Raw genomic sequence first — 12795 nt, forward strand, 5'->3', positions numbered from 1 at the left:
GGGCAGGGATTTATAATCTAAAAAATGATGGATTATCAAACTAAAATCATTAGAGCGATCGTGATAAAAAAAGTAACTTTACCTTTATTTCTGAGCTTATCTTTTTTATTTGGAGCTTGCCAACAAGATTCAACTCAAACCCCCAATAATGAAGGAGTAGAAAGTCAAATAGAAAAAGCTGGGGAAGATGCTGGCAAAGCGATAGAAGAAGCTGGAAAAGATGCAGGGAAGGCTATAGAAGATGCTAAAGGAGCCACGGAAGAAGGACTTAATGATGCTGGCAACACTATCAAAGAAACTATTAATAATGCTGGTGAAGCGATAGAGGAGGCTGGTAAATCTATTAAAGATGCAACCAATTAGGTGTTTGGTTAGCGGAAGAGAAATTTTGGTCGCTAAAAGATTTTTTTCTCGAAACTGTCACATTAAAGGGCTAAACTGAGAAACAGTAGCCAAAGAAAACTTACTGCGGTGTTAAGACTTTAGAGAGATTTATAAAAATTACGACATTGTTAACATTTATTTTGATCAGTATGTAGGCAGAATAGATGTCATCCCAATTAAACCACGAGCCAGAGATTAAGGCGAGGCAAACAACGTTATTTGATCGCACATTTAGAGACAGCGAAGGCAGGATTGTTCTGGCGCAGAAGCCCAATCTCCCGATCATAGTTGGATTAACAGCGACTTTACTTCAACCTCTATTTACAAATAGCAAACTCCAAACAGGATTGGATTTAGTAGCATTTGGTGCTTTGTTTACTTGGGCGTGGCTGGAACTTTTTGAAGGGGTTAACTACTTCCGTCGAACGCTCGGAGGCCTGGTGTTAGTGGGTTTACTCGCTTTCAAAATTTACAGCAGTGGGAACGTTAATTTCTAAATTGTATTCGCGCTAAAAGAAGTTACTTGGATTTCGAGAAAGTTTTAGTTGGAGGGAGCGTGACAGCTTCGCGTTCTCTTGGAGACCGCTCCATAACAGAAAAACCCAGCCACATAGTTGCAACTGGGTATCCGATTAATCTATATCGCTATTGATTCGTTACCCTTGAAAATTTATGCAGTAGCTTCACCTAGATTTACTTTCACTACTTTATTCTTTTCTTCTTCAGACTTGGGTAGAGTGAGGTTGAGGATACCGTCTTTGTAGTCTGCGGTAACGTTGGTGTTTTGAATCCGTGCGGGTAGGGGAATTACTCTAGAGAATTTACCGTAACGGAATTCAGAACGAGTTTTTTCTTTGATTTCAGATCTTCTTTCACCAGAAATTGCTACTCGATCAGCCATTACTTGAATGTCTAAATCTTTGGCTTCCATGCCAGGAACTTCTAGTTTGAGGTGAAAAGCTTCATCGGTTTCGCTTAGTTCGGCTGCGGGAACTTTAGCTAAATTACCAAATTCAGCCCAATTATCAGGAGTCAAAACATCATCAAATAATCTGTTTAATTGACGTTGTAGAGTGTTCATTTCTTGCCAGGGATTGTAACGTACTAAAGTCATGATTGTGTCTCCTTGAATTAATGGTTTGATAGTTGATTAACTTAGAGTTTCGATATGTTTGATTTGTTATCCCTATCTTAATAAGACCATCATTCACAAAGTAAGTGTGGCTTGTATCCCATAGACAGTAGTAGTTTCTGCACAGACATCTTCAAGCCATGAAATTTCGCTTCTCTACACTTCCCATATTTTATGAAGAATTAGGTTGACTTACTTAACCTAAGTATAGATTCTAATCTTTTTTTAATGACAATTCTTTAAGCATTAGTTAGATTTAAAGAGAAATTTTAATAAAAAATAAAAAACACTAATTATAAAATTAAAACTTAAATGAACGATTGTCCTTGTTGCTCCAATCGTTTATTGCGTCATTGGAAAAGTAACACCATAGCTTGGTATTGTCTTGATTGTCGTCAAGAAATGCCTAATTTTGCTCTTATTATTAAAAAACAACAGGTTAAATTCTTTTATAGCCGAGTACCTTTGAATTTAGTTACTTGTTATCAAAAAATCCCTCAAGAGATTTTAGAACAACTATCTTTCTATCAACAATTAAGCATCAAATAAATTAAATTTTGGTTTTTTAATTAAATAATCAAAAAAATTTTGAAATAAATATACTTAATTTTTATAACATTGACTAAGATAACAATGTAATTAATTAAAAGAATGCTGAATTTTGCTAAATCTTTTTATCCTTTACTATTATTTGCTGCTAAAAACGATCCAGAAACTTCTCACCGCCAACTTCTCGATCTGCTTAATCAACTACAAAAATCTGAGCGTAGTACTTGGGGAAAATTAACTTTACAACAATTAGAAAAATCGTTTTGTTGTCAAGATTCTCGATTAAAACAACAGCTTTGGGGACTAAATTTTAATAATCCCCTGGGTTTAGCTCCAGGATTCGACAAAGATGGGGTAGCAGCGGGAGTCTGGTCTAGCTTTGGCTTTGGTTTTGCTGAATTAGGAGCAGTTACTTTTCATGCTCAATCAGGCAATCCTCGTCCTCGTTTATTTCGTTTACCATTAGACTACGCTGCTTTAAATCGCATGGGAGCGAATAATTTGGGTGCAGCAGTTATGGCAGATACCCTAGAACAAACTTGGCAAGCCTCACCACGACAAATTCCCATTGGCATTAACTTATGTAAGTCTAAAATTACTCCTTTAGAAGCAGCAGCAGGAGACTATTTAGAAAGTTTTCTCATGCTCAATGAGTTGGCAGATTATTTTGTGGTTAATGTTAGTTCTCCTAATACTCCTGGTTTACGACAGTTACAAGCAAGTGAACAACTAGAACCGATTTTATCAACTTTACAGACAGCAAATGAATCACAAAAACCGATTTTAATTAAAATTGCACCCGATCTAGATTGGGAAGCGGTTACAAAAGTAATAGATTTAGTCAAAACTTATCGTTTGGCGGGAATTGTGGCGAGTAATACGACTATTCGTCGTGATGGTTTGAAAACAAGCATTGTTCCTGCAACGGGCAATCACATTAAAGATGAAGCAGGAGGAATTAGCGGTGCGCCAGTTAAACAAAGATCTACAGAAATAATTAGATTTATTTGGCAGCAAACCAACGGCTCAATTCCAATTATCGGCGTAGGTGGTATTTTTAATGCCGAAGATGCCTGGGAAAAGATTATTGCTGGTGCTAGTCTACTGCAAGTATACACTGGCTGGGTTTATGAAGGGCCTTGGTTAGTACCAAATGTTTTAAATGGATTGTTAACTAAATTAAACCGATATAATTTACCAGATATTTCAGCAGCAGTGGGATTAGAACATCGATAACAATTTGTTTTTGGGTTCTATTTAAAAATTTTCTTCCACATGACAGATGAAAAATCTGAGTCTAAGCTAGAGCGAAATCCTATTATCCTAGTTTATGAAAGTTATTGGTTTAATAAGCGGTACTTCTGTCGATGGGATTGATGCTGCTTTAGTAGAAGTTGAAGGAAAAGAAGAAGATTTACAGGTAAAACTGATAGCAGGTCATACCTATCCTTATCCACAAGAACTAAGGAAGCAAATTTTAGCAGTTTGTGGCGGAATATCTTTATCCGTAGAGCAATTAGCTCAATTAGATGATGCGATCGCTGGAGAATTTGCCCTTGCTGCACGCTCAATTCAAAATGAATATCCTCAAGCTGAGTTAATTGGTTCTCACGGTCAAACCGTATTTCATCGACCTCCAATGCCTGCAACTGCTCAAGAACCATTTCAACTTGGTTATAGTGTACAACTCGGAAGAGGTGCAGTAATTGCTAATTTGACTGGTCTTCCTACTATAAGTAATTTTCGTCAAGCAGATTTGGCTGCGGGAGGACAAGGCGCACCTTTAGTTTCTAAAATTGATGCTTGTTTACTATCTCACCCAACTAAATCTAGAGCAATTCAAAATATTGGTGGAATTGGTAACGTCACTTATTTACCAGCTAATCATGAGTTAAACTGGATTCAACAAGTCTGCGGTTGGGATACAGGTCCTGGTAATGCACTCTTGGATTTGGCAGTACAACGATTAACTAATGGTCGTCAAAACTATGATCACAATGGTAGTTGGGCTGCTCAAGGTACTCCCTGTACTAAGTTAGTTTCTCAGTGGTTAAAACAAGATTTTTTTACTCAACCACCACCGAAATCCACGGGAAGAGAACTATTTGGTGAACTTTATCTAGACCAGTGTTGGCAAGAAGCTCAAATTGAAAAACTTGAGCCAGCCGACTGGTTAGCGACTGTAACTGAATTGACTATTGCTTCTATCTCTGATAGTTATCGTCATTTCTTACCGCAACTACCTGATGAAGTAATCCTTTGTGGAGGTGGTAGTCGTAATTTTTATCTGAGACAAAGACTGCAAGCTGAGTTAACATCGACACAGATATTAACTACAGATGAGTTAGGCATCAATGGGGATTTTAAAGAAGCGATCGCTTTTGCTGTCTTGGCTTATTGGCGATTCTGCTACTCAGTTCCCGGTAATTTACCTCAAGTAACTGGAGCTACCCAGGAAGCTTTATTAGGTGAGGTTAGTTATCCGATTGCCAATCAAAATAATCGTTCTGATTAATATTTTTTAATTTATAGTACCACTCAATGAAAAAGTTTTAGTTATTACCTCGTCAAAAAAAAATTGTGACTCATCGTTTTTTATTAGAACCAGGAAATTGGAGTTTTGATGGCTATTGGTTAGAAAAAAATAAAATACCCTCCCCGGTACAAGGCATAACAGTGATCACCTGGAAACAGCAAAACTGGTTCACCATGGTTAGTAAATTAGTATTAGGAGATAATTATCAAGAAGAAATTGCCCTCAAATATAAAGGTCATCTCGATTCTGAAGGAAAATATTATACTTACGTTCTCCAGCATAGTCTTTGGGGCAGAGTAGAAGGAGAAGGCTGGATTGGTCCAACCTCTATAATTCAATGTTACTGGTTAATAGGAGCGACACAACGACACACTGGTTTTGATACTTTTTATCGTTTAAACGAGGATACTTATCATTTTTCTGGTGGAATTTTAGCTGGTCACCATCTCAAAAATACGATGGAAGTTACTCTCAAACGCCAAATTTAAATTTTAATTTTATTTGTATGAATATGAATAAAGATCCTAACTATGGTCGTATATTAGCCAATCGTTACCAACTCGCAGAATTGGTAGGAGAAGGCGCAATGGGAAGGGTGTACAAGGCTAAAGATACTATACTTGGGGGAGTAACTGTAGCAGTTAAGTTTTTATCTCAGGCATTATTAAATAATAATATGCGCGATCGCTTTGAGCGAGAAGCGACTATTTCGGCATTGTTAGGAGAAAAAAGTATTCATGTAGTTAGAGTTAAAGACTATGGCGTAGACGAACAGAATATTCCTTTCTACGTAATGGAATTTCTTTTAGGGGAAGATTTAGATAGTGTTCTACGCTATCAACCTCTTTCATTGTCCCGATTTTTGACTGTTACTCGTCATATTTGTTTAGCGTTAGAATCTGCTCATCAAGGCATTGTTTTTAATGGAGAATTATGTACCATTATTCATCGAGATATTAAACCTAGTAATATCGTTATTATTCAAGACCCTACTTTAGGGGAAATAGCCAAAATTTTAGATTTTGGTATTGCTAAATTAATTTTAGCTGATGCTTCTCAAACTCAATCTTTTATGGGAACTTTAGCTTATTGTTCTCCCGAACAAATGGAAGGCAAAGAGTTAGATCATCGCTCAGATATTTATAGTCTGGGCATAATGATGTATGAAATGTTAACTACGGATATGCCGATTTTGCCTCAAAATTCTTCTTTTGGAGGTTGGTATCAAGCGCATCATGATTTTCAGCCAGAACCTTTTGAACTTAGTTTAAAAATACCTCAAGAATTGCAAGATTTGGTTATACGTTGTATGGCTAAAGCTAGAGAAAATCGCCCTCAAAATGTTCGAGAAATTCTCAATGTAATTGATTCCCTTCAACAAAAAAATAATAGTAATAAAATTAACTTTAATTCTTTTCATTCTGCCAAGTTTAACTCAGATGAAACAATTAGTAATGTTCCGTTTGTAACTTTAAATTCTGAACAAGACCGCACTGTTGAAGCATTGCCTTCTTTAACAGAAATCTGTTTACAAATTTCTTGGCCCGATAATAAACCTTTACAAAAAATTGTTTTTTCTAATTTAATTAATACTCCTTTAGGAGATATTCCAAGTATTTTTGTCATGCTAGATTATCAAGATATCAATAAACGAATGTCTAGTATTCGCTACAATCAATTTTTATATTTAAATAATCCTCATCCCATGTTGTTATGGATTACTCTTTTGTTTCACAGAGAAATAGGACCTCGTTGGCTACCTTGTTACATAGATCTTAAATCTTCTAAAGGACAAAAATTAGTCCGTACTTTATCAGATATCGGTTCTTATCGCATTTTATTTTTTGCAATTGATCGAGGCAGTCAATGTCAAAATGCTTTAGCTTCTAAAGTTAATGCTTATAATTGTAATATGCTCAAACAATGGACTAATACTGCTCAATTATCTCCGAGTACTAGTAACCCGCAAAGCTCTAAAGAAATTTTACGAAGAGAGTTAGAAAAAATTAAACCTAAAATATTATTAAAAATGGAAACAAACTATACAAATTTTGCTAAAGATATGTCATAAATTGATTAATTGTTGATTGTTGATTGACAATTGAGAACTGATAAAAGTGTATTTTGTTGACAAAGAAAAAGATATATTTTACTAATATTATTAAGTTTAAGAATTAACAGTAATTCGACCGTCTTCTAATTCAATAATTCGATCAGCAACATCTAAAATACGATTGTCATGAGTAACGATTAAAATAGTACAACCTTGTTCTTTGGCTAATTTTTGCATTAAATCGACTACATCTCGACCTGATTTACTATCTAAAGCTGCTGTTGGTTCATCAGCTAAAACTAATTTAGGATGAGAAACTAAAGCGCGAGCGATCGCAACTCGCTGTTTTTGTCCACCAGATAAATCATGGGGATAATAATCAACGCGATCTCCTAATCCTACCGCTTCTAACATAGCAATAGATTTTGTCTTAATTTCTGATGCCGAAAAATGATTGTGTAACTCTACAGACATCTGGACATTTTGTCTGGCAGTTAGAGATTTTAAAAGATTATGTGCTTGGAAAATATAACCAATATTTCTTCTAATTTCGACTAATTGTTTTGGTTTAGCAGCAACTAATTCTTGTCCTAAAACTTGTAGACTTCCCGATTGAGGCGATCGCAATCCTCCCATTAAAGTTAATAAAGTAGTTTTTCCTGAACCTGATGGGCCTTTTAAAATTACTACTTCTCCTGAATAAAGAGTTAAATTAATTTCAAATAATATTTGTTTTTTTAATGTACCTTTACCAAAAAAGTGATCGAGATTTTTGATATCAATTACTGGATTATTAGTTGATAGTTCTTGGTTGATAGTTAATAGTTGATAGTTCATTTTTAAATAGACCTAAAATATTTACTTCACTTAACGCTCCAGTTATCTAGCTTTAACCCTACAATACGTTGATAATGACGAGTATTATTAGTAACTAAAATTAAGTTTTCTGTCAAAGCAACACTAGCAATAAGTAAATCAAAATCTGCTACAGGTGTTCCTACTTGACGAAGTTGTGTTTTTAATTGACCAAATTTTTTGATGGTATTATTACTCAAAGGTAAAACTATAAGAGATTGAATAAAAGTTTCAGCAGTTTTTAAGTTTTTAGCAATTTTATTAGAATTGTATGCACCAAAATAGAGTTCTGAGGCAGTAATTACACAAATAGCTATTTCTGTCCAATTCACCTGATTAAATTTATCTCTAACCGTAGTGTTACCTTTTAACCAATAGATACAAATGTCAGTATCAAGCAAATATTTCACGACAAAATTAGGTTGATGTTAAATTACTATTGCGACTATCATAAATTTCTTTAATAATTTCCTCATCGGTTCGTTCATCGTCCCAGATCCCAAAAGTTTCCTTTAAAGATTGAGATGCTTTATAAACAGATTGCGATTGATTTTGCTGGTTAATCATCATTTCTTGTTTAATAGTATCTTTGGCAATTTCTGTAATAATTTCTTCTAGTTGCGCTCTAGTCAAGTTAGCAATTGTCTGCTGTAAATCTGGTAGTTCTGTCATAGTACTACAATTGTTTTGTTTTATGATAATCAATGATTATTTTAGCTAAAAATTTCAGATTTAATTAATCAAAGTTTTTGATAACTAATAACACTTTACTAAAAGATATCTGCTGGATCTGCTGCACTTAATTTACGTACTGCGATCGTTCCTGATGCACAACACATAATAATAGTTAAAATCAAAACAGTAATCGTTCTTCCTGTCGTCATATATAAAGGTAAAGCAGTAGCATTAGCTGCTAAAAAATATAACCCTTTAGCAATAGCAAATCCTGGAAGAAATCCTAATAAAGCTAGAATGACTGCTTCTTGAAATATTAAAATAATGAAGTAAGAATCTTTGTAGCCCATTGCTTTGAGTGTGGCATATTCTGATAAGTGATCGGCAACATCTGTATAAAGAATTTGATAAACAATTACTGTACCAACAATAAAACCGATCGCTGTACCTAAAGTAAACACAAAACCGATCGCAGTGCTATTTTGCCAGTATTGAATTTCGTGTTGAATAAACTCTTCTTTGGAATAAACACTCACATCTTGAGGTAATTTTTGTCGTAATTGTGATAAAACTAAATCTGAATTTGCATCAGGTTTTACGTTAATTACCCCTATATCAATTAAACCTTCTTTCCGCTCAGGAAATAATTTCAAAAAATTAATATCACTGGTAATAATATTTCCATCCGCAGCAAAAGATGCTCCCAGAGAAAATAATCCATCAACTGTAACTTTACGAGCAGAAACTTCAGTAGTTACTGTTGGTTTTTGCTGCAATAATTGAGGAATGTTTCCAAATTCTGGGCGAGATTTATCATCAAATAAAACATAGTCTTCTAATTTAGTTTTATCGAGATTGGCTTGAGTTACTCCAGGTAAATCTAAAATATTATTAGCTGGATTAAAACCAATCACTAAAATATTACGAGTATTGCGATCAATGGGATTTTTCCAAGAACCAAAATTGAGATATAAAGGAACTACTGATTCAACTCCATCAATGGCTAAAGATTCATATAAACGTCGGTCGGAAAAAGTTTCTGTAAAACCCAAAGCATCGGATTTTGGACTCATTAAAAAAACATCGCCATCAATTGCTTTATGAAGAGTGACGCTACTATCGAATAAAGCATTTTGAAATCCTAGCTGCATAAACATTAACATATCAGCAAAACCAATACCAGCTAGGGCGACAAGTAAACGAATTTTTTCGTGACTTAATTGTAACCACGCCAAAGGTGTTTTCATAATTTTGTTGTTTGTTGTTTGTCCTTTGTTCTAATGACCAATGACTAATGTACGGGCGAACGGCTGTTCGCCCCTACTGACTAATATCAATTTTGACGATCGCTTTAGAATTGGTTAAACCCGCAACGCGATCGCTATAATTAGGATCGAGCAGAATTTTTACTTCTACTACTCGACTATCAACATCGGCAGCAGGATCGGTGTCGAAAACTGCTTGTTTTCCGATTCTTAAACCAATTTGCTCAACTTTTCCCGTAATTTCGCCTGGAAATGCTCCTGTTTCACTACGAACTGTTGCGGTTTGCCCTACTTTGACTTTACTAATATCGCTTTCATAAACTTCGGCAATAACCATCATGCGGTTGGTTTGCCCAAATTCTACTACCCCATCTTCTTGATTGACTAATTCTCCAGGGTAAGCATTAATTTTTAAAATTTGTCCATCTGTAGGTGCTTTAACATAAGTTTGAGCAAAGTCTGCTTTGGCTTGTTGCAGTTGTGCGCTCGCTTTATTTAATTGCGCTTGAGCTTGAATGACATCAACATCTCTTACTTCAGCTATGCTATCTAAAGTAGCTTCTGCTTCTGTTATTTGTTGTTGCAGAGTTTGTCTGTCTTGTTGAGCAATGGCTTGAGCTTGTTTGATTTGCTCTTGCAGAGTAGTTAAAGTTCTATTATAGGTAGCTTGAGCTTCGGTTAAACTTTTTTGAGCCGTATCTACTTTTAAACGACGGGAATCTAGTTCAGAATCAGAAATTACTCCGTCTTGTGCTAGTTTTTGGTATCTTTGAAAGTCGCTTTGGGCATTATTTAATTCTGCTTGTAAACGGTCAATGGTGGCTTGTTTTTCGGCTGTTTCGGTTCGCAGTTGTGCCTGAAGACGAGCCACTTCAGCATCGTTAGTAACTAGTTTACCTTGTAGTTCGGCTTTGACTCGGTTTACCTGTGCTGCTTGAGCAGTAATATCTCCTTGTTTTGCTCCCGCTTTAACTACAGCTAAATTTGCCTCTGCTACTTTTACTTCTTGTTCGGCTACGGCTACGGCTGCTTGAGAACGGTCATAATTATCCAGAATAGCAATTGTTTGTCCCTGTTTAACGCGATCGCCTTCTTGAACGAGTAATTGGGCTATTTTTGTTCCACCTAAATCGGGAGAGGGTGCTAGTTTAATCATTTCACCCTGGGGTTCAATTCTACCAATTGCCGTAACTGCTTGAATTTCTGGGACTTTTGTTTGGACTGACGCAGATTGAGCAGACTCTCGCTGTGCTGATTGATTAACAGTATAGATGGCTGTAGCCGAGACTAGGATTAAACCAGCCAAGGATAAAGGTAAGATCAACTGTTTAGTTGGCTTCAACGAGAGCATTTTGTCAAGATATTTTGATTCGCCCATAGTTGTAAAAAGAAGATGTGATTTAAGATTTCGTTAGCATTTGTGATTTATTTAGGGGAGACAATAATAAAAGAAGTAGAAATTGGCTAAATTCGCCCAAATTACCTTCAAAATTGCTGTCTCTTTCTTGGCGGTCAGCAAAACCCATTAAAGCAAGATAAGCAACTTCGGCTCTTTGTTTAGCTTCGGTTGTTTCAAAACCGTAATCAGTTAATAATTCGGCTAAATAGTTGACACGTTTACTTTCTAGATCGTGTACTCGTTTTTGTACTGCTGGAACTTTTTTTGCCCATAGAAAAATTGCTGGTTCAGGATCTGGTTGTTGACAAACTTCTTCGACTAAAGCAAATAGTTTGAATAAACGCTCTTGAGGAGTTGCTGCTAATTGAGACTGTTCTATGAACCACTTTGTTTGCTCTTCCCACCTCTGCAAAATAGCTTCGAGTAATTCGTCACGGTTTTTAAAATGCCAATAGAAACTACCTTTACTAACTTCTAGTTGACGAGCTAGCACCTCTACTTTGACTGCTTCAACTCCTTTAGCTGCCATCAGTAACCAACCTGCTTTAATCCAGTCTTCTTTCTGTAGAGCCACTTTTGCTTTCCATACTGTGACGTATGTTTTAAGTTTACATTTCTTAAACTAAGATTGTCAATACGGAAGCGTATGTTTTAAGTGACATTTTTAATCTTTAATTTGACTAGACTGTACAGTTTGATTGCTTAGTCATTATACTAGACTGTACAGTTTGATTTTGTCAATCAATAAAATAGAAGGTTGAGAAAAACACTAAAATTACAAATATATGAAAAAATTTGACCGCGACAAACAGATTTATCATCAACGCTTTACTGATAAAGCCAAACAAATTCTGCACGGTGCTTTACCAGAATTTCTTCAACACGGTTACACTCGCACCAGTATGGATAAAGTAGCGCGATCGGCAGGAGTTTCCAAACAAACGTTGTATAGTTATTACAGTGACAAAGATGGACTATTCACAGCGTTAGTTGAACAGATAGCTACGAACAAATTTCAGTTAGTTTGGTCACAACCACTTGCAGGAGAACCAAAACAAATCTTAAAACAAATAGCCCAAAGAATAATAACGGAAATAGAAGACGAAGAATATCTCAATTTTGTGAGATTGATAGTCGCAGAATCAAGTACTAGACCAGATTTATCTCAATTATTTTTGAATAATCTTTGTAAACCAGCAACAGAAATTCTTGCTCAGTATTTCCAAACTAATCAGGCTTTAAACTTTAGCGATCCAGAAGCCACCGCTAGAATATTTATCGGTTCTTTAATTTATTTCATGTTGACTCAAGAGGTACTTCACGGAAAAGCAATTATGCCTATGGAAAGCGATCGCTATGTGGATAATTTAATTGAATTAATTCTTAGATAATTCCAGGAAATTCAATGCTGCGTTTTCAATACTCTAGTTTAATTGATGCAGAGCCAGAAGTTGTCTGGCAATTTTACGAAAGAGCGGAGCTGTTCGATCTTTTAACTCCACCTTGGCAACCAGTTAAAGTTATTCGTCGCGAAGGAGGGTTGAGCATAGGTGCAATTACTGAGTTTCGTTTGTTACTAAGTATTTTCCCCATCCGTTGGATAGCCGAACATATTGAATGTAAACCCAATCAATTATTTGTTGACACTCAGGTAATCGGTCCAATGAAATCTTGGCTACATCGCCATCAATTTATTCAAGAAGAGAGTAAAACCCGACTCATCGATACCATCGAATATGAGTTACCAGGAGGATGGTTAGCAGAATTTTTGTTGGGTTGGTGGGTTAATGCTCGACTTCAAGAAATGTTTCGTTATCGCCATCAGGTAACTCAACGAGAATGCCCAGGGAAAAATGATTAGATCTTAAATTTGTGTATGTTTCCACAAATAATTCGCTTAAATCAGTATTATTAATCACAACGAAACTTCATGAATCTAAAATTTTA

General features: G+C 35.6%; 16 protein-coding genes. 9 read left to right on the forward strand and 7 right to left on the reverse strand.

Annotated features, from left to right (window positions below; translation table 11 throughout):
* Positions 1-24 precede the first annotated feature (24 nt).
* Entirely contained in the window at positions 25-363 is a 339-nt protein-coding gene (locus tag STA7437_RS24745) for a hypothetical protein (RefSeq protein WP_015192614.1), read from the forward strand.
* Between the two features lie 185 nt (positions 364-548).
* The gene (locus tag STA7437_RS06680; protein ID WP_015192615.1) at positions 549-881 is read left to right on the forward strand and encodes a hypothetical protein; all 333 of its coding nucleotides are present in this window, start codon (positions 549-551) and stop codon (positions 879-881) included.
* A gap of 173 nt (positions 882-1054) precedes the next feature.
* Here the strand turns inward: STA7437_RS06680 and STA7437_RS06685 are convergent, their stop codons facing one another.
* Positions 1055-1498: an Hsp20/alpha crystallin family protein gene (locus STA7437_RS06685; protein WP_015192616.1), complete on the reverse strand. Its 444-nt coding sequence runs from the start codon at positions 1496-1498 to the stop codon at positions 1055-1057.
* Between the two features lie 330 nt (positions 1499-1828).
* Here STA7437_RS06685 and STA7437_RS06690 point away from each other — a divergent pair, with 330 nt between their 5' ends.
* The 5 genes from STA7437_RS06690 to STA7437_RS06710 all read left to right on the forward strand — a co-directional run bounded on the left by STA7437_RS06690 (position 1829) and on the right by STA7437_RS06710 (position 6672).
* Complete coding sequence (locus tag STA7437_RS06690) at positions 1829-2065, forward strand: hypothetical protein (RefSeq protein ID WP_015192617.1); 237 nt, start codon at positions 1829-1831, stop codon at positions 2063-2065.
* 102 nt (positions 2066-2167) lie between these two features.
* The gene (locus STA7437_RS06695) at positions 2168-3301 is read left to right on the forward strand and encodes a quinone-dependent dihydroorotate dehydrogenase (protein ID WP_015192618.1); all 1134 of its coding nucleotides are present in this window, start codon (positions 2168-2170) and stop codon (positions 3299-3301) included.
* 94 nt (positions 3302-3395) lie between these two features.
* Positions 3396-4580, forward strand: a complete 1185-nt coding sequence (locus STA7437_RS06700) for an anhydro-N-acetylmuramic acid kinase (protein ID WP_015192619.1) — start codon at positions 3396-3398, stop codon at positions 4578-4580.
* 65 nt (positions 4581-4645) lie between these two features.
* Positions 4646-5089 (forward strand): hypothetical protein, encoded by a 444-nt coding sequence (locus tag STA7437_RS06705; protein WP_015192620.1) that lies wholly within the window; start codon positions 4646-4648, stop codon positions 5087-5089.
* Between the two features lie 23 nt (positions 5090-5112).
* A complete protein-coding gene (locus STA7437_RS06710; protein ID WP_015192621.1) occupies positions 5113-6672 on the forward strand; it encodes a serine/threonine-protein kinase in 1560 nt (519 codons plus the stop codon).
* Between the two features lie 96 nt (positions 6673-6768).
* Here the strand turns inward: STA7437_RS06710 and STA7437_RS06715 are convergent, their stop codons facing one another.
* The 6 genes from STA7437_RS06715 to STA7437_RS06740 all read right to left on the reverse strand — a co-directional run bounded on the left by STA7437_RS06715 (position 6769) and on the right by STA7437_RS06740 (position 11422).
* Complete coding sequence (locus STA7437_RS06715) at positions 6769-7491, reverse strand: DevA family ABC transporter ATP-binding protein (protein ID WP_015192622.1); 723 nt, start codon at positions 7489-7491, stop codon at positions 6769-6771.
* Between the two features lie 26 nt (positions 7492-7517).
* Positions 7518-7919 carry a type II toxin-antitoxin system VapC family toxin gene (locus STA7437_RS06720; RefSeq protein WP_015192623.1) on the reverse strand — a complete coding sequence of 134 codons (402 nt, stop codon included), beginning with the start codon at positions 7917-7919 and terminating at the stop codon, positions 7518-7520.
* Positions 7920-7926: 7 nt separating this feature from the next.
* Positions 7927-8181: a hypothetical protein gene (locus tag STA7437_RS06725; protein ID WP_015192624.1), complete on the reverse strand. Its 255-nt coding sequence runs from the start codon at positions 8179-8181 to the stop codon at positions 7927-7929.
* Between the two features lie 98 nt (positions 8182-8279).
* Complete coding sequence (devC, locus tag STA7437_RS06730) at positions 8280-9431, reverse strand: ABC transporter permease DevC (protein ID WP_015192625.1); 1152 nt, start codon at positions 9429-9431, stop codon at positions 8280-8282.
* Positions 9432-9504: 73 nt separating this feature from the next.
* A complete protein-coding gene (locus STA7437_RS06735) occupies positions 9505-10827 on the reverse strand; it encodes an ABC exporter membrane fusion protein (RefSeq protein ID WP_015192626.1) in 1323 nt (440 codons plus the stop codon).
* Positions 10828-10849: 22 nt separating this feature from the next.
* A complete protein-coding gene (locus STA7437_RS06740) occupies positions 10850-11422 on the reverse strand; it encodes a TetR/AcrR family transcriptional regulator (protein ID WP_015192627.1) in 573 nt (190 codons plus the stop codon).
* Between the two features lie 211 nt (positions 11423-11633).
* Here STA7437_RS06740 and STA7437_RS06745 point away from each other — a divergent pair, with 211 nt between their 5' ends.
* Together STA7437_RS06745 and STA7437_RS06750 are read left to right on the forward strand one after the other, a co-directional pair.
* Positions 11634-12239 carry a TetR/AcrR family transcriptional regulator gene (locus STA7437_RS06745; RefSeq protein WP_015192628.1) on the forward strand — a complete coding sequence of 202 codons (606 nt, stop codon included), beginning with the start codon at positions 11634-11636 and terminating at the stop codon, positions 12237-12239.
* A 14-nt stretch (positions 12240-12253) separates the two neighbouring features.
* Entirely contained in the window at positions 12254-12709 is a 456-nt protein-coding gene (locus STA7437_RS06750; RefSeq protein WP_015192629.1) for an SRPBCC family protein, read from the forward strand.
* Positions 12710-12795 lie beyond the last annotated feature (86 nt).

It is taken from the genome of Stanieria cyanosphaera PCC 7437 (genome assembly GCF_000317575.1).
GTDB classification, from domain to species: Bacteria; Cyanobacteriota; Cyanobacteriia; order Cyanobacteriales; family Xenococcaceae; genus Stanieria; species Stanieria cyanosphaera.

Coding starts and splice junctions, on each gene's coding strand:
- STA7437_RS24745 (WP_015192614.1), top strand. CDS start 25: ATGATGGATTATCAAACTAAAATCATTAGAGCGATCGTGATAAAAAAA.
- STA7437_RS06680 (WP_015192615.1), top strand. CDS start 549: ATGTCATCCCAATTAAACCACGAGCCAGAGATTAAGGCGAGGCAAACA.
- STA7437_RS06685 (WP_015192616.1), bottom strand. CDS start 1,498: ATGACTTTAGTACGTTACAATCCCTGGCAAGAAATGAACACTCTACAA.
- STA7437_RS06690 (WP_015192617.1), top strand. CDS start 1,829: ATGAACGATTGTCCTTGTTGCTCCAATCGTTTATTGCGTCATTGGAAA.
- STA7437_RS06695 (WP_015192618.1), top strand. CDS start 2,168: ATGCTGAATTTTGCTAAATCTTTTTATCCTTTACTATTATTTGCTGCT.
- STA7437_RS06700 (WP_015192619.1), top strand. CDS start 3,396: ATGAAAGTTATTGGTTTAATAAGCGGTACTTCTGTCGATGGGATTGAT.
- STA7437_RS06710 (WP_015192621.1), top strand. CDS start 5,113: ATGAATAAAGATCCTAACTATGGTCGTATATTAGCCAATCGTTACCAA.
- STA7437_RS06715 (WP_015192622.1), bottom strand. CDS start 7,491: ATGAACTATCAACTATTAACTATCAACCAAGAACTATCAACTAATAAT.
- STA7437_RS06725 (WP_015192624.1), bottom strand. CDS start 8,181: ATGACAGAACTACCAGATTTACAGCAGACAATTGCTAACTTGACTAGA.
- devC (WP_015192625.1), bottom strand. CDS start 9,431: ATGAAAACACCTTTGGCGTGGTTACAATTAAGTCACGAAAAAATTCGT.
- STA7437_RS06735 (WP_015192626.1), bottom strand. CDS start 10,827: ATGGGCGAATCAAAATATCTTGACAAAATGCTCTCGTTGAAGCCAACT.
- STA7437_RS06745 (WP_015192628.1), top strand. CDS start 11,634: ATGAAAAAATTTGACCGCGACAAACAGATTTATCATCAACGCTTTACT.
- STA7437_RS06750 (WP_015192629.1), top strand. CDS start 12,254: ATGCTGCGTTTTCAATACTCTAGTTTAATTGATGCAGAGCCAGAAGTT.